The sequence below is a fragment of the Bradyrhizobium sp. AT1 genome, from assembly GCF_001590795.1.
Taxonomy (GTDB): Bacteria; Pseudomonadota; Alphaproteobacteria; order Rhizobiales; family Xanthobacteraceae; genus Bradyrhizobium.
Window position 1 is genome coordinate 5,453,311 of the sequence record NZ_JXDL01000001.1, and the last position, 21,258, is coordinate 5,474,568.

The 21,258-nt window shown below is 65.4% G+C and carries 17 protein-coding genes; 4 read left to right on the forward strand and 13 right to left on the reverse strand.

The annotated features are described in order from the left end of the window. Positions 1-125: 125 nt before the first annotated feature. The 3 genes from SE92_RS25235 to SE92_RS25245 all read left to right on the forward strand — a co-directional run bounded on the left by SE92_RS25235 (position 126) and on the right by SE92_RS25245 (position 6,016). Positions 126-1,331, forward strand: coding sequence for an efflux RND transporter periplasmic adaptor subunit (locus tag SE92_RS25235; RefSeq protein WP_063199417.1), 1,206 nt, complete (start codon positions 126-128; stop codon positions 1,329-1,331). Beyond that, positions 1,328-4,498, forward strand: a complete 3,171-nt coding sequence (locus SE92_RS25240; RefSeq protein ID WP_063199420.1) for an efflux RND transporter permease subunit — start codon at positions 1,328-1,330, stop codon at positions 4,496-4,498. The genes SE92_RS25235 and SE92_RS25240 overlap by 4 nt, the downstream gene beginning before the upstream one ends. Positions 4,499-4,822: 324 nt before the next feature. Then, positions 4,823-6,016 carry an ABC transporter substrate-binding protein gene (locus SE92_RS25245; RefSeq protein ID WP_063199423.1) on the forward strand — a complete coding sequence of 398 codons (1,194 nt, stop codon included), beginning with the start codon at positions 4,823-4,825 and terminating at the stop codon, positions 6,014-6,016. A gap of 214 nt (positions 6,017-6,230) precedes the next feature. Here SE92_RS25245 and SE92_RS25250 read toward each other — a convergent pair whose 3' ends face one another. The 4 genes from SE92_RS25250 to SE92_RS25265 are packed head-to-tail and all read right to left on the reverse strand — an operon-like array spanning position 6,231 to position 10,830. Then, entirely contained in the window at positions 6,231-6,617 is a 387-nt protein-coding gene (locus SE92_RS25250; RefSeq protein ID WP_063199426.1) for an MAPEG family protein, read from the reverse strand. A 28-nt stretch (positions 6,618-6,645) separates the two neighbouring features. After that, the gene (locus SE92_RS25255; protein ID WP_063199428.1) at positions 6,646-7,728 is read right to left on the reverse strand and encodes a lipocalin-like domain-containing protein; all 1,083 of its coding nucleotides are present in this window, start codon (positions 7,726-7,728) and stop codon (positions 6,646-6,648) included. Further along, the gene (locus SE92_RS25260; protein WP_063199431.1) at positions 7,718-10,180 is read right to left on the reverse strand and encodes an ABC transporter permease; all 2,463 of its coding nucleotides are present in this window, start codon (positions 10,178-10,180) and stop codon (positions 7,718-7,720) included. The genes SE92_RS25255 and SE92_RS25260 overlap by 11 nt, the downstream gene beginning before the upstream one ends. Continuing rightward, positions 10,177-10,830 carry an ABC transporter ATP-binding protein gene (locus SE92_RS25265; protein ID WP_063199434.1) on the reverse strand — a complete coding sequence of 218 codons (654 nt, stop codon included), beginning with the start codon at positions 10,828-10,830 and terminating at the stop codon, positions 10,177-10,179. The genes SE92_RS25260 and SE92_RS25265 overlap by 4 nt, the downstream gene beginning before the upstream one ends. 152 nt (positions 10,831-10,982) lie before the next feature. Here SE92_RS25265 and SE92_RS25270 point away from each other — a divergent pair, with 152 nt between their 5' ends. Then, positions 10,983-12,320 carry an MFS transporter gene (locus SE92_RS25270; protein ID WP_063199437.1) on the forward strand — a complete coding sequence of 446 codons (1,338 nt, stop codon included), beginning with the start codon at positions 10,983-10,985 and terminating at the stop codon, positions 12,318-12,320. 192 nt (positions 12,321-12,512) lie between these two features. Here the strand turns inward: SE92_RS25270 and SE92_RS25275 are convergent, their stop codons facing one another. From SE92_RS25275 to soxZ, 9 genes are all read right to left on the reverse strand, one after another. Then, on the reverse strand, positions 12,513-14,228 hold the full coding sequence (locus SE92_RS25275) for an N-acyl-D-amino-acid deacylase family protein (RefSeq protein ID WP_063199440.1): 1,716 nt from the start codon (positions 14,226-14,228) through the stop codon (positions 12,513-12,515). 212 nt (positions 14,229-14,440) lie between these two features. Beyond that, positions 14,441-15,643 (reverse strand): MFS transporter, encoded by a 1,203-nt coding sequence (locus tag SE92_RS25280; protein ID WP_063199443.1) that lies wholly within the window; start codon positions 15,641-15,643, stop codon positions 14,441-14,443. Between the two features lie 212 nt (positions 15,644-15,855). Continuing rightward, on the reverse strand, positions 15,856-16,023 hold the full coding sequence (locus SE92_RS36800) for a hypothetical protein (RefSeq protein WP_198172781.1): 168 nt from the start codon (positions 16,021-16,023) through the stop codon (positions 15,856-15,858). A 99-nt stretch (positions 16,024-16,122) separates the two neighbouring features. After that, entirely contained in the window at positions 16,123-17,160 is a 1,038-nt protein-coding gene (locus tag SE92_RS25285; RefSeq protein ID WP_063199446.1) for an MBL fold metallo-hydrolase, read from the reverse strand. Between the two features lie 351 nt (positions 17,161-17,511). After that, complete coding sequence (locus SE92_RS25290; RefSeq protein WP_063199449.1) at positions 17,512-17,964, reverse strand: DsrE family protein; 453 nt, start codon at positions 17,962-17,964, stop codon at positions 17,512-17,514. After that, positions 17,961-19,712, reverse strand: coding sequence for a thiosulfohydrolase SoxB (soxB, locus tag SE92_RS25295; protein WP_063199452.1), 1,752 nt, complete (start codon positions 19,710-19,712; stop codon positions 17,961-17,963). Before soxB ends, SE92_RS25290 begins: the two co-directional genes overlap by 4 nt. Before the next feature lie 57 nt (positions 19,713-19,769). Further along, a complete protein-coding gene (locus SE92_RS25300; RefSeq protein ID WP_063199455.1) occupies positions 19,770-20,075 on the reverse strand; it encodes a hypothetical protein in 306 nt (101 codons plus the stop codon). Continuing rightward, positions 20,072-20,935, reverse strand: a complete 864-nt coding sequence (soxA, locus tag SE92_RS25305) for a sulfur oxidation c-type cytochrome SoxA (protein ID WP_063199458.1) — start codon at positions 20,933-20,935, stop codon at positions 20,072-20,074. The genes SE92_RS25300 and soxA overlap by 4 nt, the downstream gene beginning before the upstream one ends. Continuing rightward, complete coding sequence (gene soxZ, locus SE92_RS25310) at positions 20,935-21,246, reverse strand: thiosulfate oxidation carrier complex protein SoxZ (protein ID WP_063199461.1); 312 nt, start codon at positions 21,244-21,246, stop codon at positions 20,935-20,937. Before soxZ ends, soxA begins: the two co-directional genes overlap by 1 nt. Positions 21,247-21,258: the final 12 nt, after the last annotated feature.

Below are 21,258 nucleotides of genomic sequence, written 5' to 3' on the forward strand. Positions count from 1 at the left end.
GAAGTCGCGCGTGCGCTTTGGTCTTGAAGTGTTCATGAACTCAACCCATCTTGGAACACCCGCGGGTAATCGCCTACCCTGCGTTTTCCGCGGCTTTTGCGACGAGGGCGATGCGAGGACCTGGGATGAGCGGACCGGACGGAAGCAAGCGACTTGTCAAAAAGCACGAATTCTTCCAGTCACGGCGCTACGCAATGGCGAGCCTCCTCGCCGCATCATTCGCACTCGCAAGTTGCGGCCAGCCGGCCTCGCAAGCCACGGCTCCGCCGCCCGCGCCGGTGACGGTCGCCCAGCCGGTCAAGCGCACAGTCACCGATTGGGATGAGTTCACCGGGCGCTTCGAGGCGGTCGAGGAGGTGCAGGTGCGCCCGCGTGTTGGCGGCTTCGTCAATTCGGTCGAATTCCAGGACGGCGCCATCGTGCATCAGGGCGATCTGCTCTACGTGATCGACCCGCGTCCGTTCGAGGCAGTCGCCACGCAGGCGGAGGGACAGCTCTCGGATGCACGGGCGAAGGTGGAGCTCGCCAAGCGCGAGCTCGATCGCGGCCTCAGCCTGGTGCAGAGCAGTGCCGTCTCCGAGCAGGTCGTGGACCAGCGCCGTCAGGCCCTCCAGGCCGCGCACGCCGCCGAGATGCAGGCCGAGGGCGCGCTGAAGGTTGCACGACTCAACATCGAATTCACCCACGTGACAGCGCCGCTCACGGGCCGGGTCGGCCGCCACCTCGTCAGTCCCGGCAATCTCGTGCAGGGCAGCGATACCGGCACGTCGACGTTGCTCACGTCGATCGTCACGCTGGATCCGATCTACGTCTATTTCGACATGGATGAGGCAACTTTCATCAAATACAGCAAGTTGTGGTTCGAAGGCCGCCGCCCGAGCTCGCGCGACACGGCCAACCCGGTGCAAGTGACGCTCGCCGGCGAAACCAAGCCGTCGCACGAAGGAACCATCAATTTCCTCGACAACCGGCTCGACGTCTCCACCGGCACGCTGCGCAGCCGCGCGGTGATCAAGAACACGGACCTGTCGATCCTGCCCGGCCAGTTCGGCCGTGTCCGGCTGATCGGCAGCGCGCCTTATGAGGCGCTGCTGATTCCGGACGTCGCTGTTGCGACCGATCAGTCCCGCAAGATCGTGTTCGTCGTGAAGCCCGACGACACGGTCGAGGCGCGTCCCGTTGTGCTTGGACCGCTCGACGACGGCCTGCGCGTGATCCGCGAAGGATTGAAGGCGGAGGACCGTGTCATCGTCAACGGCATCCAGCGCGCCCGTGTCGGCGCCAAGGTCGCGCCGCAGACCGCGCAAGCTCCGGCCGGTGGCAAATCATGAATCTCGGCCGTCTCTCCATCAACCAGCCCATCCTGGCGATGGTGCTGTCGATCGTGCTCCTGATCGTCGGCGCGCTCGCCTACACCACGCTGCCGGTCTCCGAATATCCGCAAGTGGTGCCGCCGACCGTGGTCGTCACCACGCAATATCCCGGCGCTTCCGCACAGACCGTGTCCGATACGGTGGCAGCTCCCATCGAGCAGGAGATCAACGGCGTCGAGGACATGCTGTATCTGTACAGCCAGGCGACCTCGAACGGCCAGCTCACCATCACCGTCACCTTCAAGCTCGGCACCGACCTCGACAAGGCCCAGGTGCTGGTGCAGAACCGCGTCGCGATCGCGCAGCCGCGGCTGCCCGAGGAGGTCCAGCGCAACGGCGTCACCACCCGCAAGAACTCGCCCGACATTCTCATGGTCGTGTTCATGCTGTCGCCGGACGACACCTTCGACCAGCTCTACATCTCCAACTATGCGCTGCTGCAGGTCCGCGACCAGCTGCTGCGCCTCGACGGCGTCGGCGACATCCAGATCTTTGGCGCGCGCGATTACTCGATGCGGCTGTGGCTCGATCCTGACCGCATCGCCAATCTCGGCCTGACCTCGGCCGAAGTGCTGACGGCGATCCGGGCCCAGAACGTGCAGATCGCCGGCGGGCAGATCGCCGAGCCGCCGATCGCAGATCGGGCCTTCCAGCCCAACCTCACCTTCACGGGGCGCCTGAAGGACCAGAAGCAGTTCGAGGACATTCTGATCAAGGCGGGCTCCGACGGCCGCGTCGTGCGCTTGCGCGATGTCGCCCGCATCGAGCTCGGTGCGCTGGCGTACTCCACCAACAGCTTCCTGCTGCGCAAATCCGCGGTCGCCATGCTGGTGACGCAGCGGCCGGGATCGAACGCGCTCGCCACCGCAAAGAACATCAACGACACCATGGTGAGGCTCAAGGAGAGTTTCCCTAGGGGTCTCGATTACAATATCGGCTACAACCCGACCGAGTTCATCGCGCAGTCCGTCCACGAGCTGATCAAGACCATCTATGAGGCCATGCTGCTAGTGGTCGTCGTGGTGCTGGTGTTCCTGCAGGGATGGCGGCCCGCGATCATTCCGATCATCGCGATCCCGGTGTCGCTGGTCGGCACCTTCGCGGTGATGGCGGCGCTCGGCTTCTCCATCAACAATCTCACGCTGTTCGGCCTTGTCCTCGCCGTCGGCATCGTCGTCGACGACGCCATCGTGGTGGTCGAGAATGTCGAGCGGCATCTCGAGCACGGCCTGAGCCGGCGCGACGCCGCGCTGAAGACCATGGAGGAGGTCGGCGGCGCGCTGGTCTCGATCGCGCTGGTGCTCTGCGCGGTGTTCGTGCCGACGGCGTTTCTCGGCGGCATTTCCGGGCAGTTCTTCCAGCAATTCGCCGTCACCATCGCGGTTGCGACCGCGATCTCTTGCTTCTGCTCGCTGACGCTGTCGCCGGCGCTGGCTTCGCAAATCCTCACTCCGCATGAAGCGAAGCGCCCGCCGGCGGCTTGGAACGTCATAGCACGAGGTTGGAATGCCTTCACGGGGGTGTTCAACCGCGTGTTCGACCGGTTGGCGCACGGCTATGCCGGCCTTGCCAATTTCGTGATCCGGCACTCGATGATGATGCTCCTGATCTACGTCGTGCTGATCGGGAGCGCCGGCTGGCTGATCGCAACCACGCCGCAAGGCTTCATCCCGGCGCAGGACCGCGGCTACGTCATCGTCTCCGTGCAGTTGCCCGGCGCGGCCTCGCTGGCGCGTACCACGGAGGTCGTGCGCGAGATCGAGCGAATCGCGCTGGATACGCCGGGTATCGTCCGCGTTGCGGCTTTTGCCGGCTTCTCCGGCGCGACGCGCACGCAAGCCGGTAACGCGGCTGCGCTGTTCCCGGTATTCGACGAACCGGAGGCGCGGATCAAGAAGGGGCTTTCGGCCAACGCCATCACGGTCGATCTGCGCAAGCGACTGTCCGCGATCCAGGGCGCCTTCATCATCGTGATTCCGCCGCCGGCCGTGCCCGGCATCGGCACCGGTGGCGGCTTCACCATCCGTATCCAGGATCGCCAGGGCCGCGGGCCCGAATTGCTCGCTGCGGCCACCGACGAGCTTGTCGCCGCGGCGCGCAAATCGCCCTCGCTGCTCGGCCCCTCCGTGTTCTCGCCGTTCACGGCCAATACGCCGCAGCTCTTCGTCGACATCGACCGCACCAAGGCGCAGAAGCTCGGCGTTCCCATCTCCAACATCAACGACACGATCCAGAGTTATTTCGGATCGACCTATGTCAACGACTTCAACCTGTTCGGCCGCACCTATCACGTCACCGCGCAGGCCGACTTCCCGTTCCGGAAAGAACCCAGCGACCTCGCGCGCCTGCGCACCCGCAATGCTTCCGGCGACATGGTGATGCTCGGCAGCGTGGTCGAATTCAAGGACGTCTCGGGTCCTGACCGCGTCGCGCGCTACAATCTCTATGCCGCGTCTGAGCTCCAGGGCGAGCCGGCGCCGGGCACCAGCTCGACCACGGCGCTCAACGCGATCAAGAAGCTGGCGGACGACACCTTGCCGAGCGGCTTTACCTTCGAATGGACGGACCTGTCCTATCAGCAGATCACCGGCGGCAATGCCGGCCTCTACGTGTTCCCGATCTGCGTGCTGTTCGTCTACCTCGTGCTCGCCGCGCAATATGGCAGCTGGACCCTGCCGTTTGCGGTGATCCTGATCGTGCCGATGTGTCTGCTGGCTGCCACCATCGGCGTGCGCCTCATGGGACAGGACGTCAACATCCTCACCCAGATCGGCTTCGTCGTGCTGGTGGGGCTGGCGGCCAAGAACGCGATCCTGATCGTCGAGTTCGCGCGCGACATCGAGAACGAGGGTAAGCCGCGCCTGGAGGCCGTGATCGAGGCCTGCCGCCTGCGCCTGCGGCCGATCCTGATGACGTCGTTCGCCTTCATCCTCGGCGTGCTGCCGCTGGTGATCTCGACCGGTTCCGGCTCCGAGATGCGGCAGGCGGTCGGCGTCGCCGTGTTCTTCGGCATGATCGGCGTCACCCTGTTCGGCCTGCTCTTCACCCCGATCTTCTATGTGGTGGTGCGGAACCTGGCGGAAGGGCGGAACGAGGGGAAGAAGCCGGAGGCGGCGGCCTCTTAGAGGCAAGTGCTGGCCACCGGCGCCTCCACACCCTCCGCCGTCATCCCCGCGAACGCGGGGATCCATAACCACAGGCAGAAGTGTGGGGCGATGCTGGCAACTCCGAGTCTTCGCCAAACTCCTCCCTGGGGTCGCGACGAGCGCAAGCGCTCGCGCGGGGGTCCCGGATCTGCGCGCGCTTGAGGCGCGCTTGCCCGGGACGACAGCGGGTATTGGGCGCGCAGAATCCCATACTAACGACCAACTTGAAATGGATGGGCAGGCGCGGGGTTCTTCCCTAATATCCGCGCGATTTCAAAACAGAAAACTGCTGGGAGCTAACAGATGAAATCAGCACTTTTGGCCGCCGTCGCAACCTCTGCTTTGGTGCTGGCGGCGCCGGCGTCCGCGCAAGGCGTCAAGATCGGCATTCTCAACGACCAGTCGGGCGTCTATGCCGATTACGGCGGCAAATGGTCGGTGGAAGCTGCCAGGATGGCGATTGAGGATTTTGGCGGCGAGGTGCTGGGCCAGAAGGTCGAGCTCGTCACCGCGGACCACCAGAACAAGCCTGACCTCGCGACCTCGATCGCGCGGCGCTGGTACGACGTCGAGAACGTCGACATGATCACGGAGCTGACGACCTCCTCGGTCGCACTGGCGATCCACGAGCTGTCCAAGGAAAAGAAGAAGATCGACATCGTGGTCGGCGCCGCGACCTCGCGGCTGACCGGCGATGCCTGCCAGCCCTACGGCTTCCACTGGGCCTACGACACCCGCGCGCTCGGCGTCGGCACCGGCGGCGCGTTGACGAAAGCCGGCGGCGACACCTGGTTCTTCCTCACCGCGGATTACGCGTTCGGCTACGCGCTGGAAAAGGACACCAGCGAGATCGTCACGGCGAACGGCGGCAAGGTGGTCGGCTCGGTGCGCGTGCCGCTCAACTCCTCGGACTTCTCCTCCTTCCTGCTACAGGCGCAGAGCTCCAAGGCCAAGATCGTCGGCCTCGCCAATGCCGGCCTCGACACCACCAACTCGATCAAGCAGGCCTCCGAGTTCGGCATCGTCTCTGGCGGCCAGAAGCTCGCCGGCCTCTTGATGACGCTGGCCGAAGTGCACGGCCTCGGCCTGCAGGCCGCGCAAGGCCTGGTGCTGACCGAGGGCTATTACTGGGACGTCAACGACAAGAGCCGCAATCTCGGCGAACGCTTCCTCAAGCGCACCGGCCGGATGCCGAACATGATCCAGGCCGGCACCTATTCGGCGACGCTGAGCTACCTGAAGGCGGTCAAGGCTGCCGGCACCAAGGATCCCGATGCCGTCGCCAAGAAGCTGAAGGAGCTTCCGGTCGACGACGATTTCGCGCAGGGCGGCAAGGTGCTCGAGAACGGTCGCATGGTCCACGACATGTATCTGTTCGAGGTCAAGAAGCCCGCGGAGTCGAAGAAGCCCTGGGACTATTACAAGCTGCTCGCCACCGTCCCCGGCGACAAGGCGTTCTTCACCGCCAAGGACAGCGGCTGCCCGCTGACGAAATAGCAGGAAGAGGCACAGCGAGCGCTACACACTCGGCGTCGTCCCGGACAAGCGCGCCTCAAGCGCGCGCCGATCCGGGACCCATAACCCCAGGCAGATGTGGTTACGGGGACTCGGCGTTACCTGCTCGCGCTACAACCTCTTCCTGTGGATATGGGTCCTGGATCTGCGCTTCGCTTGTCCGGGACGACAGCGGGATATGTGGCGGCAGATCGCCTCACACCAACCGCAGCACCACCGCCCCCAGTGCTCCCGCCCACAGCGCGATGGCGGCGATGCCCTGGATCATGAAGCCTGGGCCGCGCTTTGCGGCGGCCTTGGAATAACCCATGAAATAAACGATGCGGCCGATGATCCAGACCGCGCCGAGTCCGGCCGCGGCGGCATCGCCGATATAGACCGCGAACAGCCAGAGCGCCGGCAGAAAGATCGGCATCCATTCCAGCGTGTTCATCTGGATGCGGAAGGCGCGTTCGAAGTCCGGATGGCCCGACATCGCGGGCACCTTGACGCCGGTCTTGCTGCGCGAGCGCGAGACGTTCATGGCGGTGAAGAAATAAAATGCGATCGCCAGCAGCGTGACGAGGGCGGTGAAATGATACATCGCGGAATCCTTTGAAGAGGTCGCCGCTTCAATAGCCCGTCAGCTCGAGATAGCCAACGCCGTCATGCGTGCCGGCAAAGCCGATCGGTCCCTCCCAATAGGAAAAGCCAGTCCCCATCCAGGCCTTGGGATTGAGCGGCTTGCACGCAATCGCGAAGGATCGCGACGGGATCGCGATCTGCCATTCCACCGGTAGCTTGCGCCCTGCGACCTCAGCGGTCGCTTTCGGAATCATCTGGATGTCGCCGCCCGCAATCATCTTCGTTTCGCCGGCGGCGCTGATCCAATTGCCGAACGGATAATCCCTGCCGTCCTTTTGCCGCAGCCGGTACAGCATCAGCTTGTCGCCGGACGCAAGGTGCAGCGACAGCCAGTCCCAGCCGGTCTGATCGGTGTCGAGCGGCTGGCTGCTCCATTCGCGGTCCATCCAGGCCTGACCTGAGACATCGACCACTTTGTCGTCGATCGTGAGCGTGCCGCGGGCGCGATAGAACGGCTGGCTGTAATAATAGGAAGCCTGGCCGCGCTCCGATTTGCGGCTGTAGCCGCGATCTCCCTGCAGCACGACCGGACGATCGGCCTCCAGCGTCAGGGCGTAGCTGAAATCGGTGCTCGACGCCTTCAGCGTCAGCGGCGCCAGGCTGCGATCGTCCGTGCGATCGAGACCCTTCATCTCCCAATCGTCGATCCAGGCTGCAAACGGGGTTGCGGTGACGCCGGCCTGCCCGATCCCGCCGCGTGAAAACACCTCGTTGAAGCGGTGGGTGTCGGCCCGCGTCACGGCGGCATGCGCCATCCAGATCTGCTGATTGGCCCAGCCTTCGCCTTGCGGGCCCGGCTGCGCCGCCTGACGAAATAGCGTCCATTGCAGGCCGCACGCCGCACCGCTGCCGTCCCTGAGGTTCGCCGTCAGGTACCACCACTCGATGCGAAACTCCGGATGCGGGCCGTGATCGGCGGGGAAGGCAAAAATCTTTCCCGGCGTCACCTTCGCAAAGCCGTCCGCGGTCTCGCCGAGCCCGGCATAACCTTGCGCGCCGGCGCGGCGTGCGAGCGTCAGCGCCGCGATGCCGCCGGCAAAGGCGCGCCGTGAGATCCCGTCAGCGCTCATTGGCAAACACCTTGACGAGGCTCGTCGGCTGCATTCGCGCCAGCCGGATCATCGGCAGCAATGCCGCAAACAGCGAGGCGATCAGCGCGACCGCGACCAGCTCGACCAGCTGCAGCGGAAACACATGGAACGGCAACCGCCAGCCGAACGCCTTCACGTTCACGATCGCGATCAGGCACCACGCCACCACCAGCCCCAGTGGCACCGCCAGCAGCGCCGTGAACAGCGCCACCGACAGTGTCTTGGTCAGTTCGATTGCAGCCAGACGCGGCCGCGTGATGCCGATCGCCCACAGCGGTGCGAGTTGCGGCAGACGCGAGTTCGCCAGCGTCAGCAGGCTGGTGAGCAGCGCGATGCCGGCGACGCCGAGCGTGAACGCGTTCAGCGCGGAGGTCACCGCAAAGGTGCGGTTGAAGATACGGATCGATTCCGCCTTCACGGTTGCCTGGTCCGCGACGTTGCGCTCGCCGAGTGCAAACTGCTTCTGCAGGGCCGCGATCAGGCCGGGGATGTTCTCTCTGGCGACGATCAGTCCGATCCGCGTTTGCGGCGTCTGCGGAAACTGCCGGATCAGTGCCGCAACATTCACGGTCAGCTGTCCCCGGGGATTGCCGTAATCGGCATAGATGCCGACGATGTCGAGCTCCCACGTCCCTCCCGGCGCGGGCACTTCGATCACGTCGCCGATGTGCACGTTCAGGCGGCGGCTGAGCTGCTCGCTGATGAAGGCGGCATTGCCCGGCACCAGCCGGGTCCAGGCGCGCGGCGCGGTCTCCAGCAGCGGCCAGCGTTCGCGATAGAGTGCGTGATCGGGCAGGCCGAGCAATTCCACCGGCTGGCCTTGAACCTGCGTCTCGGCCCGTCCGCCCGACAGGATCGCCTGCACTTCGCTGCGCTCGCGCAGCCAGCTCCGGATCGCGACAGCTTGCGCATTGTCGGAGGCACTGATGTAGACGTCGGCCGCGAGCCGTCCGTTGAGCCAGCCGAGGAAGGTGCGGCTGAACGTCTCCACCATGGTGGAGACCCCGACATTGACGGCAAGCGCGAGCAGCAGAGCCATCAGCGCCAGCGACAGACCGGAGAGCTGCTGCCGGCTGTCGGCCCAGAACCACAGCGCCAGCGGTTGTCGCGCGGTCCGTTGGCCTGCGAGCAGGAGCAGTTCGAGCAACGCCGGCAGGATCAGGGCCGCGCCCAGCATCAGGGCCGCCAGCACGCCAAAGCCCGCGATCAGCGATTCGCCAAAGCGCAGCAGCAACAGCGCGACCGCGAACACGGCGCAGGCCGCACAGCTCTGCAGCACCAGCCAGCGACGCTGCCGCTGCTGCCAGGCGCGCGGCTGCGCGGTCGCCAGCACCGGCATCCGGATCGCCTTGATCAGGCTGGTCGCCGCCGCCACCAGCGCACCCGCAATGCTGATGCCGATGCCGGCGAGCCACCATTCTGGCCGTAAGGAAAGCTGCCCGGGAATCTGCGCGCCGTAGAGCCCGCGCAGCGACGCCGCGACGTCGGGCAGCAGCACGGCGGCGATGAAATAGCCGCAGACAAGCCCGATCAATCCTGCGACCAGCGCCAGCACCACCAGCTCGATCACCAGCACCGTGTTGACCAGCCGGGCCGAGGCGCCGCAGGCGCGCAAGGTGCGTAGCATCGGCAGCCGCTGCTCGAAGGCGAGGCCGACGGCGGAGTTGACGATGAACAGGCCGACGAAGAACGACAGCAGGCCGAATGCGGTGAGGTTGAGGTGAAAACTGTCGGTGAGGCGCTCGAGCTCGGTCTCCGCGCTCGGCTCGATCAGCTGCAACTGGTCGCCGACCACGCTGGCGAGCGGCGCAGGCGTGCTTCTGGGCTTGCCGACCAGAAGCCGCGACACCTGGTCCGGCTTGTTGAGGAGGCGCTGCGCCACGCCGATATCGACCACCAGCACGTCGGGCACGAGCTGCGGCAGCACGCGCAGCGGCGGCAATGTTGCGCCGTCGCTGGTTGGAAGCGCCGCGCCCTCCTGCGCCCGCAGATCGCTCAGCGTCTCCCGCGCCACCAGAGTCTGACCCGGCGGTGCAACGAAACTGCCGAGATCCGCGGCACCAAGGCGCGGCGCATTGCCGACATCGACCGGCAGCGTCACCGGCTCGATCCCGAGCAGCCGCAGCGAGCGACCGTTGATCTGGACCCGGCCCTCCAGCGCCGGCGACACCGGCCAGCCGGCGCGGCGCAGCTTGACGAACAAGTCCTGCGAAAAGGTCGCCGTATCAGGCGCCACCAGCATCGCGGTGCGGCTGCCGCCGAACGTCGCCGCGGCGCGGTCATAGGCGGTGCGGGCCTGCTGGTTGATGGCCTGCACGCCGCTCCACAGCGCGGTCGCCGCGATCAGCCCGACCAGCAGCGTCGCGAACTGCATCTTGTGACGCCGCCAATGGCTGAGCAGCACCGCGAGGATCCAGAGCGCGCGCCTCATGCGATCCGTCCCGCATGCAAGGTGAGGTGGCGATCGAGCGTGCCGGCGAGATGCAGGCTGTGCGTCACCATCAGGAAGCCGCAGCCGGTGCGCGCGACGAGATCGCGTGTCAGCGCCAGCACATCCTCGGCGGTGGCTTCGTCCAGATTGCCGGTCGGCTCGTCCGCCAGCAGCAGCGAAGGCTTGGTCGCCAGCGCCCGGCCGATCGCGACCCGCTGCTGCTGGCCGCCTGATAATTGCTCTGGATAACGTTTGAGCAGGCTCCCTAGCCCGAGCCGCTCGATCAGCTCCTTGGACCAGGCTGCATCATGTCGGCCGGCGATCCGCGCCTGGAAAGCGAGATTGTCTGCAACCGACAGGCTGGGGATCAGGTTGAATTGCTGAAAGACGAGGCCGATGCTGTCGCGCCGCAGGCGGGCCCGTCCCGCATCCGACAATGCAGTGATCTCGACGTCCTCGAGCCGGATCGTGCCGCCATCGGCGGCGTCCAGCCCCGCGATCAGATGCAGCAGCGTGCTCTTGCCGCTACCGGACTCGCCGGTCAGTGCGACGCGCTCGCCTGCCCTGAGGTCGAGATCGACGCCGCGCAGCACGTGGACCGGCTCGCCGGCCGAGGAGAAGGTCTTGGAGAGATTCTTGATGCTCAGCACGATGAATGGCGCCGGACGGAATTAGCGGAATTGCTGCGTAGCACACCTGCCGGGGAAATGCTGGTTGCGTTGCTCTCGAAGCCGTTGTTAGCTTCCAAGGCGGCCAAATCAAAAAAGTGCCAAAAGACCAAGAGACAAGGACGGGGGGATTCATGAGCGCTCAGGGAACGCCAGAGGCGGCGGGCAAGTCGGCGAGGGTGTCAAGCGCGACGCCGAAGGGCGCCTGGACCATCACCTTCCTCCTCTTCCTCTTCATGCTCGTGAACTTCGCCGACAAGATCGTGGTGGGCCTCGCCGGCGTGCCGATCATGACCGATCTCAAGCTCACCCCGGAGCAGTTCGGCCTGCTCGGCTCCTCGTTCTTCTTTCTGTTCTCGATCGCCGCCATCGTGGTCGGCTTCATCGTCAACAAGGTTCCGACCCGCTGGGTGCTGCTGGTTCTCGCGGTGGTCTGGGCGCTGGCGCAGTTTCCGATGGTCGGCACCGTCTCCTTCACGACGCTCCTGATCTGCCGCATCGTGCTGGGCGCCGGCGAAGGCCCGGCGTTCTCGGTCGCCGCGCACGCCATCTACAAATGGTTTCCCGACGAGAAGCGTACGCTGCCGACCGCGATCCTGTCGCAAGGCTCGGCCTTCGGCGTGATCCTGGCGGTGCCGGCGCTGAACTGGGTCATCGTCAATCATTCCTGGCACTATGCGTTCGGCGCGCTCGGCGTCGTCGGCCTGATCTGGGTTTGCGCCTGGCTCGCACTCGGCAAGGAGGGGCCGCTGGAGGACACGCAGGTCCTGGCGGCGACCGAGCAGAAAATCCCTTACTTGCAGCTGCTCACCTCGCGCACCTTCATCGGTTGCGTCGCGGCGACCTTCGGCGCCTATTGGGCGCTGTCGCTCGGCCTGACCTGGTTCACGCCGTTCATCGTCAAGGGGCTCGGTTTCTCGCAGAGCCAGGCCGGCTTCATCTCGATCCTGCCCTGGGTGTTCGGCGCCACCATCGTCATTCTCACCGGGTGGATCTCGCAGGTGATGATGGCGCGCGGCTACAACACCCGCGCGGCGCGCGGCGTGCTCGGCTCGGTGCCGCTGGTGATCGGCGGACTGATCCTGGCGACGATGCCGCACGTTCAGGGCGCAGGCCTGCAGATCGCGCTGCTCGTGATCGGATCGGGGCTGTGCGGGGCGATCTATGTCGTCTGTCCGCCCATGCTCGGCGAGTTCACACCAACCTCGCAGCGCGGCGCCATCCTCGCGATCTATGGCGCGCTCTACACGCTGGCCGGCGTCATCGCGCCGGCCGTGATGGGGGCGACGATCCAGCGCGCCGGCAGCACCATCGACGGCTACATGACCGGCTTCACCATCAACGCCGTGATCATGGTCTGCTCCGGCCTGCTCGGCCTGCTCTTGCTCTGGCCGAACACGGAAAAGGCCAGGCTGACGCGCGGTGCGACACCGCAGGCCGCCGCGCTAAAGGGCGCGGTGTCGCCGACGTAGGCGACTAATGGCATTACACTCCGCTGTCGTCCCTGCGAACGCAGGGACCCATACCGCGTGATCTCTCGGTTATGATAGATCGCAGTACCGAGTTGCCATCCTCCGCCACACGTCTTCCTGTGGTTATGGGTCCCTGCGTTCGCAGGGACGACAGCGAGATTGTTGATACGCTTTCGCGCCTCTCACCCCGGCCTAGTTCACTCCCTGCGCCCCCCGAATCAGCTTCCCCGGCCGGAGGCCCGTCGCCTCGCCCTGCCGCCGCGTCACCACGCCCGAGACGATCGTGGCGTCATAGCCGTCGACATCCTGCAATAACCGCCGCCCGCCGACCGGCAGATCGTAGTGCACCTTGGGCGGATGCAGGTGCAGCCGGTCATAGTCGATCACGTTGACGTCGGCCTTGTAGCCCGGCGCGATCAGCCCGCGGTCGGTGAGGCCGACCGAGAGCGCGGTCTTGCGCGACTGCGCCGCGACCACGAACGGGATCGACAGCTTCTCGCCGCGCGTGCGGTCGCGCGTCCAGTGCGTCAGGAGATAGGTCGGGAAGCTCGCATCGCAGATGATGCCGCAATGCGCGCCGCCGTCGGACAGGCCCGGCACCGATTGCGGGTCGATCAACATCTCGCGCGTCGCGTCGAGATTGCCGTCTGCGTAATTCAGGAACGGCACATAGAGCATGCCGCGGCCCTCGTCCGACAGCATCGCGTCATAGGCGAGCTCTTCCGGCTGGCGGCCCTGCCTGCGCGCCTGCGGCCCCAGCGCATTCTCCGGCGGCTGCTCGTAATCGGGGGGATCGCCGAGCAGGAACATCTTGTCGTAGTTGGGCCGGAAGAACAGCGGATCGTCGGTCGCGGTCGCCGTCTCGCTCAGGATCGCCTTGCGCACTTCCGGTTGATGCAGCCGCGCCAGCCGCTCCCCCAGCGGCAGATGCGCGATCGCCCTGTAGCTCGGATGGGTCTGGAATGGATTGCGTGACAGCTCGAGCCCGAGCAGGAGTCCGACCGGACGCGCCGCGATCTGCGCGGTGATGGAGAGGCCGCGCTGTGCCGCCGCATTGATCTCGTCCAGCGTCTGGCGCCAGCGGTTGGGCGATTTGTCGTTCTGCGTGATCGAGAACGAGATCGGGCAGCGAGTAGCATCCGCGACCCGCAGCATCATCGGCAGGTCTTCGTGGATGGTGGAGAGATCGAGCACGAATTGCAGCACGCTGCGGCCCTGCCGGTGCATCGCGCCCGCAATCGCGGTGAGCTCGTCCTCGCCGGCTTTCAGCGTAGGCGTGAAATCGCCCGTCGAGGTGCGGTGGTTGAGCGTGCGCGAGGTCGAGAAGCCGAGCGCGCCGGAGCGCACCGCTTCGCCCGCGAGCTTGGCCATCGCTGCGTTGTCCTCGGCGGTCGAGGGATCGCGGCGCGCACCGCGCTCGCCCATGACATAGACCCGCAGCGCCGCATGCGGCAGCTGCGCGCCAACGTCGATGTCGAAATCGCGCTTGGCCAGCCAGTCCATGTAGTCCGGAAAGCTCTCCCAGGCCCAGGGAATGCCGGCGCTCAGCACCGGCTCGGGAATGTCCTCGACGCCTTCCATCAGCTGGATCAGGCGAGTGTGGTCGGCGGGCTTGCACGGCGCAAAGCCGACGCCGCAATTGCCCATGATCGCGGTGGTGACGCCGTTCTGCGAGGACGGCGTGATGTCCTGGCTCCAGGTCACCTGGCCGTCGTAATGGGTGTGCACGTCGACGAAGCCCGGCGTCACTAGCTTGCCGCGCGCATCGATCTCTTCGCGTCCCTTCGCGGCGACCTTGCCGACCTCGCTGATCCTGCCGCTGGTGATGGCGACATCGGCCTCGAACAGCTCGCCGCCGTTTCCATCCGCGACAGTGCCGCCGCGGATGACGAGATCAGGGGTGCTCATGGTGTCTCTTCCCGGTTTGTTTTGTTGTTTGTTCTGCGCAACTCTCTCAGCCGTCGTCCCGGACAAGCGAAGCGCAGATCCGGGACCCATAACCCCAGGGAGATGTTTGGCGAAGACTCGGAGTGACTAGTCTCGCGCTTCAACCTCTCCCTGTGGTTATGGGTCCCTGCGTTCGCAGGGACGACAGCTGAATTCGTGGCGAGACCGACCGCTCAAGCTTCCCGCTTCCGCTCCGTGAACGGCGACAGCACCACCGTCGCGACCATGAACACCACCGACGCGCCGAACACCCAGTGCGGCGCGTTCTGGTCCATGATCCAGCCGAACAGCAGCGGTGAGACGATGCCGCCGAGATTGAAGCCGGTGGAGACGATGCCGAAGGCGCGGCCTGCTGCGCCGGGAGGAGCTGCGTTGCGCACCAGCATGTCGCGCGAGGGAGCGATCACGCCGGAGAGGAAGCCCGCCACGGTCATCGCGGAAGTCAGAAGCCAGCCCGGCAGCGTCACCAGCGCGATCAGCAGCACGATCGCCGCGTTGACGGCAAAGCAGGCCGCCGCGACATAGCCGTGGCGTTCGGTGTGATCGGCGAGGAAACCGCCGGCGAGCACGCCGGCGGCGCTGGCGCCGAGGAATGCCGTCAGCATGACGTTGGCCGCCGAATAGGACGTGCCGTAACCGCTCATCAGCGCGACGACGCCGAAATTGTTGATGCCCGCGACCGACAGGCTGAGCAGCATGAACAGCGCCGTCAGCGTGATCAATGCCGGGGTGATGACGGCCTGCTTCGGCGTGGTCGCCGCGCCCGGCTTCTTCCTGCTGGCGCCGGCGTCGGGAATGTTCATGGCGAGCAGCAGCAGCGCCACCAGAATGCCGATCGCACCCGATGCGATCAGCGCGCCGACGCCGCCGGACACGGTGACGAACGCCGCCACGATTGCCGGCGCCACCGCGCCGCCTAGAAATCCGGCGAAGGTGTGGATCGAGAAGGCGCGGCCCATCCGCGCCTCGTCCATATGCTCGGCCAGGATCGCGTAGTCGGCGGGATGATAGACGCTGTTGGCAAGGCCCAGCAGCACGGCGCAGGCGATCAGCGAGGCGTAACTGAGGTGCAGGCCGAGCAGGATCAGTGCGCAGCCGCCGAGCGCGAGCCCGGCGAGCAGGATTTTACGCGCGCCAAAATGATCGACGAGATAGCCGGTCGGCGCCTGGGTCAATCCCGACACCACCGCGAACACGGTGAGCGCGAAGCCGAGCTCGATATAGCCGACCCCGAGCTGCGCCTTGAGGAACGGGAACAGCATCGGCAGGACCAGCAGATGAAAATGGCTGACCCAATGCGCGATCGAGATTCCCGTCAGCGTGCGCAGCGCGCTGTCCGCCTTGCCATGCTGCGGTGCGGCGAGAACGTCGACCATTGCAGTTCCGTTTCACTCCCTTGGAGCGCGGAAACTATCGGGGAGAGCGGTTATTTGTCCATGAACGCAGGCGCATGGCAGGTAGCGCGGGTGGGGAAGCAGAGCCTCATCCCATCAGTCGTCCCTGCGAACTCAGGGACCCATACCGCGTGATGTCTCGATTGTGATCGGTCACAGTACCGGACAGCGGTCTCCAAATCAGGCGCGAACCCTCACAACGGCTCGTCGTCCACCCCGTAGCGGTCGCGTTTGGGCGTGGCGATGTCGCCGTCCTCGTAATCGTCGTCATCGAGAGGCGGCGGGGGTGTCTTCGCCTTGTTGTCCGCCGGCTTCTTGTCGGCGGCTTTGGGCGGTTCGCTCGGTTTGCAGAACTTGGTCATGGCTGGTTCCGGATGGTGATGCTGCACCCGATCCTACTCCCGAAATATGAGCGGTCCCTGACCTAGCGCAAGAACCGCCCCGAGAATGGCTAGCGGCCGTCAGTGCACCAGCGGCCCGCCGGCCTTCTTCCAGGCATCCACGCCGCCGGCGATGTGCGCCGTGTTGGAGAGGCCGGCCGCCTTGGCGGCGGCCACGGCCATCGCCGAGCGCTCGCCAAAGGCGCAGAAGAACACGATGCGGCGGCCGGTGGCGGCCGCGACCTCGCGCAGCATGCCGCCGGGCTTGAGGCTCTCCTCGACGGAGGGATAGGGCGTGTGCAGCGCGCCTTCGAGCATGCCGTGCTTGGCGCGTTCGTTGGCCTCGCGCAGATCGACCAGCAGCATGTCGGGCCGGCCGAGCGCGCGGATCGCCTCGACGGCGCTGAGCGCGCGGCCTTCCTTCTCCAACTCCTCCTGGTGCAGGCCGACATGCATGTTGGCGGGCACCGCCACGTCCATCATCTTCGGGTTGGGCAGCTTCAGGTTCGCCATCAGCTCGATATATTCGTCGACCGAGCGCACCTGGAGGCGCGGGTTGTAGCGCTTCTCCTCGCCGATGGTGGAGACGGTGTCGCCCTTGTAGTCGTGCGCGGGGAACACCATCGTCTCCTCCGGCAGCTTCAAGAGCCGGTTGAAGATCGAATCATACTGGGCGCGCGACGAGCCGTTCTGGAAATCGGTGCGGCCGGTGCCGCGGATCAGCAGCGTGTCGCCGGTGAAGACGCGATCACCCATCAGATAGGAATAGGAATCGTCGGTGTGGCCGGGCGTGTACATCACGTCGAGCGACAGCCCCTCGATCGTCACCTTGTCGCCGTCGGCGACCCGCATCGCCACGACGTCGGCCTTGGTCTGGTCGCCCATCACGGTCATGCAATGGGTGCGGTCGCGCAGCTCACCGAGGCCGGTGACGTGGTCGGCATGCAGATGGGTGTCGACCGCCTTGACCAGCTTGAGGTCGAGCTCGCGCAGCAATTGGCAGTAGCGATCGACCTTCTCCAGCACGGGATCAAGAATTAGCGCTTCGCCGCCGGCGCGGCTGGCGAGCAGATAGCTGTAGGTCCCCGAAACGCTGTCGAAGAGTTGGCGAAAGATCATGGCAGGAAGTCCGGCAGTGGAACTGATTTCGAGGATTCTACTACGCCGGGCCCCGGAAAGAGAAGCAATTCACTGATAAGATCACGAGATTTGGAAGATTTTTGCTGTGCGGAATGACCTGCAGATGGGCGCGATACTTGCCCGACAAATTCGGTGTCGTCCCTGCCGAGTGCGCAATTGCGCACGGGGCGCAGGGACCCATAACCCCAGGGAGTAGTTTGGCGACGATTAGTCGTTCGGTACTCCTGCCGCCGCGATCGATAGATCACGCGGTATGGGTCCCTGCGCCCCGTGCGCAATTGCGCACTAGGCAGGGACGACAGGGATTGCGGCGCTAGACCGCGGTGCCCGTCAGGGCCGCACCAGCGTGTACCCGTTCTCCGCCAGGAACAGGATCTGCCCGACGCCCACCTGCACCGGCGTCGCCGCGGGGATGAACTCCGGCCGCTTGCCGGTCTCCCGCTCGATCGTGTCCACCGTGTTGAGGCAGATGTCGAAGCGAACGCCTTGCGCGATCAGGCTTTCGACCTGCTTGCGGCGCTCGCTGCCGGACAACAGGAGATCGATGCCGGGGCCGAACGTCACCACCTCGATCGCGATCTTGTCGGGGTCGTAGGCCTTCAGGAGGTTGTTGGCGACGCTCAGCACCAGCGCCTGCTTCCGCGCATCCCCGTCGGAGAGTTGCAGCACGATCCTGTGCTCGGCGAACGGCTTGTCTTGCAGCGGCACCTGCTCTGCCGAGGCCGGCGGAAGCGCGGCGAAGGCGAGCAGCGCCAGCGCGGTCAGGATCTGCGCCCGCTTCATCCCTGTCCCGCGATGCCCGGATTGCCGTCGACGCCCTTCAGCGTGACGCCGGAGCCGAGCCGCTCCTGAAACATCCGGCCAGAGCGCAGATATTTGCCGACGACGTCCCACACCGGCGCGCCCTGCTGGCTGTTGACCGAAGCCCAGCCCGCGACCTTGTAGCGGTGGCTGGCGCTGAGCGCCTTGCCATTATGAAGCTTCAGCTCCGAGATGCGGCTGCCGGTCGCAGCATTGGGCGTGCAGCTGTAGCTGAGCCCGCCGGCGCGCACCATGTCGCCGCCCTGCTGGTAATAGGGATCGGCGTTGAAGAGGTTGTCGCAGATGTCTTCCAGCACGTCCTTGATCTGCGCGCCCGTCATCTCCTGCACATAGGTCTCGGGATAGGTGATCGCGGTCTCCGCGAGCAAATCCTCCATGGTCAGCCCCTGGCCGGACAGTGCGGTGACGCCCCAGCGGAATCCCGGCGACAGCGCGATCTCGGTATCGAGCTCGGTGCGGAGCGCGGTGCAGATCAGCTCGTCGACCGGTCCGGAGAAATTGCCGCGCCGATAGAGCAGGCGGTCGGGCGTTGCGATCTTTTCCGACCAGTCGGTCACATGCGGCGCGCGCACCCGGCCGATCAACTCGGCCATGGCTGGATCGGGCTTCAGCAGCTCGGAATAAACCGGCAGCAGATGATACCGGACGTCGCCGACCTTGCCCTTGTCGATGGCGAGATCCAGCACGGCAAGGAATTTTCCGTTGGAGCCGGCATTGGTGACGAGCGTGGTGCCGGCGGCGTTCTTCACTGGCATCGGCTGCGGCACGGCATCATGGGTGTGGCCGCCGAGGATGACGTCGATGCCGGTGACGCGGCTTGCGAGCTTGAGGTCGACATCCATGCCGTTGTGCGAGAGCAGAATGACCGCATCGACCTTGTCGGTGCCGCGCAAGGCATCGACATGCTTCTGCAACTCCTCCTCGCGGATGCCGAAGCTCCAGTCCGGCGTGAACCGCTTGGGATGCGCGATCGGCACGTAAGGGAAGGCCTGGCCGACGATCGCGACCCGATGGCCGCCGATCTCCTTGATGACAGACGGCTTGAACACGCGCCCACTGGCCTTGTCGAAGGCGGGGGCATCGTTGAACGCGGCCTCTTCGGTCAGGAAGACGTTCTGCGCCAGGAACTCGCCCTTGAAGCGCTCGAGATTGTCGCGCAGCACCTGCTCGCCATAGGTGAATTCCCAATGTCCGGTCATCGCCTCGATGCCGAGCAGATTGGCGACCTCGACCATGTCGCGGCCCTGCATGACATTGGCAAGCCCGGTGCCCTGCCAGAGGTCGCCGCCGTCGAGGAGCAACGACCGTCTCTCGCCGACGTCGGCCCGCAAGCGGTCGATCAGCGTCTTCAGATGGGCGAAGCCGCCGAGCTTGCCGAAGCGGCCTGCGGACTTCTCGAACTCGACGCAGGTGAAGGCATAGGCATCGGCGCTGTCGGGGCGGATGCCGAACCGATCCAGGAAGGCGCGGCCGACCAGATGCGGAGGGCGTCCGGCCATCTCGCCGATGCCGATATTGATGCTGGGCTCGCGGAAATAGACCGGGTTGAGCTGCGCATGCGTGTCGGTGATGTGCAGGATCCGCGCGTTGCCGAACCGCTCGAGGTCGTAAATGCCCGCGGTCTCGGTGCCCCGCGCAAGCCGCGGCAGACTGAGCGATGCGGCGGCAAGGCCTGCGCTCTTCAGGAAATCGCGGCGGCGGATCGCCATCCCAAAATTCTCCGCGCCCTCGAGTGGTCGCAAGGCTGTTCCGGTTAGAAACCCAGTTTAGCGGATTTCCATCGCCTTCCAGGCTTCTTTTTCGGTGTTCGCCTGGAAGATCGAGGCCTTTGCCAGCGCCTCGGCCTCCTTGGCTGCGGCAGTGGCGCGGTCGAAATCGCCGCCATCCGCCGCCTTCTTGGCCGCCGTCAGCGCCTGAACGGTCACGGTCCACTGATTGCGCAAGCCCGTAGCCTCCTTCGATGCGGCTTCCGCGGCGGCAAAGGCCGCCTTGTAGTCCGCTTCATTTGCCGCGCGCGCATTGGGCGCGAAGCAAAGCGCGAGCAGCATGGCGAGAGGAAGTGACCGCTTCATGGCCGCGCTCCCGGGCCCGAGATTGGCAGGCCGTTGGCGACGTAGGACAGGTAATATTCGACGTCGCGATACTCGTCCGACTGCGGCTCGAGCGGAACCGCGCGGGTCTGGCTGTTGCAGGTGACGAAGCGGCGGCTGGTTGTGCCCATGCCGCTCCATTCGGAGCGGTAGATCGGCATCGCGTTCAGGATACCGAGCGCGGGCGCCAGAATCTCGGCGCGGATGCGCTCGCCCGGGCTCTGCACGTGGCAGCTCGCGCAGGAGAAATTCAGCTGGCCGCGCCGCGTGTAGAAATAGCGCTTGCCGTTCTCGAAGGCTTCCAGCGCGCGGGGATCATCGGGGATCTTGATGTCCATCGGCTTGCCGCGCGAGGTGAACGCCATATAGGCGGTCAGCGAGGCCATCTCGTCCTTGACGTAGGAATAGGGCGGTTCGCCATTGGCCTCGCGGCAGCGGTTGAGCGCGAGCTCGAGCGTGACGACCTTGCCGTCCTTCTCGTCGAAATAGGGATAGTTCTGGCGGATGCCGATGCCGCCGTTTGGGAAGCAGTCAGCGTAGGTCTTGCCGTTCTTGAACGGGGTTGAGAACATCTCCTTGCCGGCATCGAGCGCGAACTCGTAAGGCGGGAATTCCTCCTTCTCCTGCCATTGCCGCTTCAGGTCCGCGTTCATCGAATAGGGACCGTTGACGAAATCCTCGTGCTTCACATCAGGAAACTTCTGGAAGAAGAAGTTCTGGAACGCCTTGGCGTCAGCCACCGGATCGACCTTGTCCGCCGCGACGACGCGCGGCGAGGTGAGGGCAAACGCAACGAGCGCGGCGCTGAGCGAGCCAAGCAGCAGGGAGGTGCGGGTCTTCATCACGCGATCTTCGCGGTGGTGGTATCCGAACCGCCCTTGTTGTCGGTCCAGGAGATCTTGAGCTCGTCGCCCTTCTTGGCCCCCTTGAAGCTGAACTTGACGTAGGGGTCCTTGGAGACCGCAGTGCCCCAATCGGCGACGAAGACGTCCTTGCCGTTCCATTCGAACTTGAGCTGCTGGATGTAGTGCGCCGGGATCAGCTCGCCGGCGGGATTTTTGACGAGGCCGGTATCCATCGGGTGCTGGATCAGCGCCTGCACCTCGGTGATGTCGCCATTGGATGTTGCGCGCACGCGAATGCTTGATGCCATCGGACCGATCCT

Coding starts and splice junctions, on each gene's coding strand:
- SE92_RS25290 (WP_063199449.1), bottom strand. CDS start 17,964: ATGAAGCGGGCGCAGATCCTGACCGCGCTGGCGCTGCTCGCCTTCGCC.
- SE92_RS25240 (WP_063199420.1), top strand. CDS start 1,328: ATGAATCTCGGCCGTCTCTCCATCAACCAGCCCATCCTGGCGATGGTG.
- SE92_RS36800 (WP_198172781.1), bottom strand. CDS start 16,023: ATGACCAAGTTCTGCAAACCGAGCGAACCGCCCAAAGCCGCCGACAAG.
- SE92_RS25275 (WP_063199440.1), bottom strand. CDS start 14,228: ATGAGCACCCCTGATCTCGTCATCCGCGGCGGCACTGTCGCGGATGGA.
- SE92_RS25270 (WP_063199437.1), top strand. CDS start 10,983: ATGAGCGCTCAGGGAACGCCAGAGGCGGCGGGCAAGTCGGCGAGGGTG.
- SE92_RS25285 (WP_063199446.1), bottom strand. CDS start 17,160: ATGATCTTTCGCCAACTCTTCGACAGCGTTTCGGGGACCTACAGCTAT.
- SE92_RS25250 (WP_063199426.1), bottom strand. CDS start 6,617: ATGTATCATTTCACCGCCCTCGTCACGCTGCTGGCGATCGCATTTTAT.
- SE92_RS25280 (WP_063199443.1), bottom strand. CDS start 15,643: ATGGTCGACGTTCTCGCCGCACCGCAGCATGGCAAGGCGGACAGCGCG.
- SE92_RS25235 (WP_063199417.1), top strand. CDS start 126: ATGAGCGGACCGGACGGAAGCAAGCGACTTGTCAAAAAGCACGAATTC.
- SE92_RS25300 (WP_063199455.1), bottom strand. CDS start 20,075: ATGAAGCGGTCACTTCCTCTCGCCATGCTGCTCGCGCTTTGCTTCGCG.
- SE92_RS25260 (WP_063199431.1), bottom strand. CDS start 10,180: ATGAGGCGCGCGCTCTGGATCCTCGCGGTGCTGCTCAGCCATTGGCGG.
- soxZ (WP_063199461.1), bottom strand. CDS start 21,246: ATGGCATCAAGCATTCGCGTGCGCGCAACATCCAATGGCGACATCACC.
- SE92_RS25245 (WP_063199423.1), top strand. CDS start 4,823: ATGAAATCAGCACTTTTGGCCGCCGTCGCAACCTCTGCTTTGGTGCTG.
- SE92_RS25255 (WP_063199428.1), bottom strand. CDS start 7,728: ATGAGCGCTGACGGGATCTCACGGCGCGCCTTTGCCGGCGGCATCGCG.
- soxB (WP_063199452.1), bottom strand. CDS start 19,712: ATGGCGATCCGCCGCCGCGATTTCCTGAAGAGCGCAGGCCTTGCCGCC.
- soxA (WP_063199458.1), bottom strand. CDS start 20,935: ATGAAGACCCGCACCTCCCTGCTGCTTGGCTCGCTCAGCGCCGCGCTC.